Source organism: Acetobacter senegalensis, assembly GCF_001580995.1.
Taxonomy (GTDB): domain Bacteria; phylum Pseudomonadota; class Alphaproteobacteria; order Acetobacterales; family Acetobacteraceae; genus Acetobacter; species Acetobacter senegalensis.
This window is the reverse complement of the sequence record NZ_LHZU01000049.1, coordinates 1-2,783: the sequence shown is the minus strand read 5'-3', so window position 1 is coordinate 2,783 and position 2,783 is coordinate 1. Positions and strand designations below refer to the sequence as shown.

Annotated in this window: 1 protein-coding gene and 2 pseudogenes; all 3 read left to right on the top strand. The window is 57.7% G+C overall.

Annotation, left to right across the window (positions count from 1 at the left end; translation table 11 throughout):
* Positions 1-49: 49 nt before the first annotated feature.
* A pseudogene (locus AD948_RS00370) lies at positions 50-991 on the top strand (IS30 family transposase); the annotation flags it as partial.
* Positions 992-1,047: 56 nt separating this feature from the next.
* Positions 1,048-2,271 (top strand): IS256 family transposase, encoded by a 1,224-nt coding sequence (locus tag AD948_RS00365; protein WP_061470237.1) that lies wholly within the window; start codon positions 1,048-1,050, stop codon positions 2,269-2,271.
* A 35-nt stretch (positions 2,272-2,306) separates the two neighbouring features.
* Positions 2,307-2,776: pseudogene (locus AD948_RS00360) on the top strand (IS30 family transposase); the annotation flags it as partial.
* Positions 2,777-2,783 lie beyond the last annotated feature (7 nt).

The following is a 2,783-nucleotide window of genomic DNA, read 5'->3' as shown; positions in this document are numbered from 1 at the left end:
GGCGGATTCAACCGGTCGTCGCAACACCTTAATATTGGAGGTGTAGACGATGACAGGGAAACGGAAATCGGAGCGGTCCACACGGCGCAAATTGTGCTCGCCAGGACGGCCGCCTGTCTGGCAGCGTGAGACCCTTTGTCGGTTCTGGCAGGGTATCGCGGCAGGTCTTTCCAGCGAAGAGGCAGGTATCGAAGCCGGTGTTTCTGCTCCAGTTGGAAGCCGTTGGTTTCGGAGTTCTGGCGGGATGCCACCCACACATTTAACCCCTTCGGCCTCTCGCCCACAGGGCCGTAGTCTTTCTTTTTCCGAGCGTGAAGAAATCGCCCTGGAATGCGCACGCAAGACCGGGGTGCGTGCTATTGCCCGCAAGCTGGGACGTTCGCCCAGCACTATATCTCGTGAGATCAGGCGCAATTCCGCGACCCGCAACGGGGATTTCAATTACCGTGCCACCACCGCACAATGGCATGCGGATCGTGCGGCCCAACGTCCCAAAGTGAGTAAGCTGGCACAAAATTCTACCTTGCACGATTATGTCCACGATCGCCTTGCAGGCCTGATCGCCACGCCGGATGGTGTCGCACTGAAAGGGCCTGTCGTGATATGGAAAAAGCGACGGGCAGTTCATCGTCAAAGTCGACGCTGGTCCCTTGCATGGAGCCCGGAACAGATCGCGCAACGGCTGAAGATGGATTTCCCAGAGGATCAGAGCATGCGCATCAGTCACGAAGCGATTTATCAAGCACTCTACATTCAGGGGCGTGGCGCTCTGAAACGCGAACTTTCCGCCTGCCTGCGCTCGGGGCGGGCACTCCGTCTTCCTCGGGAACGTGCGCGTAAGCGAGGCAGATCTTTTGTCGAAGATGCCTTGATGATCAGTGATCGTCCGGCAGAGGTTGCGGACAGAGCTGTGCCGGGTCATTGGGAAGGCGACCTCATTCTCGGCCTTGGCAGTTCAGCGATCGGAACTTTGGTCGAGCGCACCACGCGGGACTATCCTGAATTTTGTGCGGTGTGGTGATAAATTGCTCGAAGAGGAGCCCCTGCATGAGCATTGATAAAGACCTCCTGGACCGCCTGATGGAAGGACGTTCACCCGGCGACCTGTTTGGCAAGACCGGCATACTCTCGGAATTGACGAAGGCTCTGGCGGAGCGAGCGCTCAACACGGAGATGACTCTTCACCTTGATGAGGAACGCGCCGATGGTGCACCTGACGAGGGTAATCTGCCGCCCAATCGCAGAAACGGCAGGAGCCAGAAGACCGTGACCACGGAGAGCGGCAAGGTTGTTCTGGATATTCCCCGGGATCGGAATGGCACGTTTGACCCGATGCTGATCGCAAAGTATCAGCGTCGCTTTCCCGAGTTCGACCGCAAGATTATCAGCATGTATGCCCGGGGCATGACGACCCGCGAGATCCAGGGGCATATCGAGGAAATCTACGGCGTTGAGGCCTCCCCGAGCCTCATTTCCGCGATTACCGACGCGGTGATGGAGGAGGTCGCCGCCTGGCAGAACCGCCCGCTGGAACCGTGCTATCCGATCGTCTTCATGGACGCGATCCGGGTCAATATCCGCAGTGACGGGGCTGTCTCGAACAAGGCCGTCTTTGTGGCGCTCGCGATCCTGCCTGACGGCACACGGGACATTCTGGGGCTGTGGTTCCAGGAAAATGAAGGAGCCAAATTCTGGGCCAAGGTCCTCAGTGACCTGCGCAATCGGGGAGTGCAGGATATCCTGATCGCCGTCGTCGACGGGCTGAAGGGCTTTGCGCAGGCTATCGAAGCGGCTTTCCCCAGGACCCGCATTCAGACGTGCATCGTTCACCTGCTGCGTCATTCCATGAGCTTTGCCAGCTACAAGGACCGCAAGGCCGTCGCCACCGCTCTCAAGGCAATCTATACGGCAGTGGACGCCAGCGAGGCCGAGGCAGCCCTCGGCAGGTTTGAGGAAAGCGATCTGGCCAGACAATACCCGGCCATCGCACCCAGTTGGCGCAGGGCCTGGAATGAGGTCATTCCGTTCCTCGATTACCCCCCGGAAGTACGCAGACTGATTTACACAACGAATGCCATTGAGGCCCTGAACGCAAAGATCCGTCGTGCTGTGCGCACCCGCGGCCACTTCCCCAGTGACGAGGCCGCAGCAAAATTGATTTATCTGGCGCTCAATGCTACCTCCTCAGAGTGGAAGCGCTCAGTAAGCGAATGGTATGCTGTCAGATGCCAGCTCGCCATCATGTTCGATGATCGTTTCCCAATGGCCTGAAAAAGTGCCACCGCACAAAATTCTACACAGTCTCCACCACGCGCTTTACGATGTTGCTGCATCTGCCGCGGATGGAAGGGCATGGAAAAACCAGAGTGATCAGGAATGGTCCAGCCCTTGCCGGTCATGGGGCTCAGGCCGTTCGTAACGCGATTGCAGGGACCATCATGGAGCTACCTGCCAGTCTGCGCAGATCCTTGACCTGGGATCAGGGAGCGGAGATGGCACAACACGCCCAACTCCAGATCGATACCGGTCTTGATATCTACTTCTGCGATCCACAAAGCCCCTGGCAACGTGGCAGCAACGAAAACACAATGGTCTGCTGCGTCAATACTTCCCCAAGGGAACGGATCTCAGCCGGCATGATACCGATGCATTAAATGCGGTTGCTCATGCCCTGAATACACGGCCACGCAAAACACTCGGTTGGAAAACACCAGCAGAGGCACTCGACCAACTGCTCAAACAACATATAATCGAAGGTGTTGCGACGACCGGTTGAATCCGCC

Bases quoted from the DNA above. Each gene is read 5' to 3' on its own strand.
- AD948_RS00365 (WP_061470237.1), top strand. From the start codon at position 1,048: ATGAGCATTGATAAAGACCTCCTGGACCGCCTGATGGAAGGACGTTCA.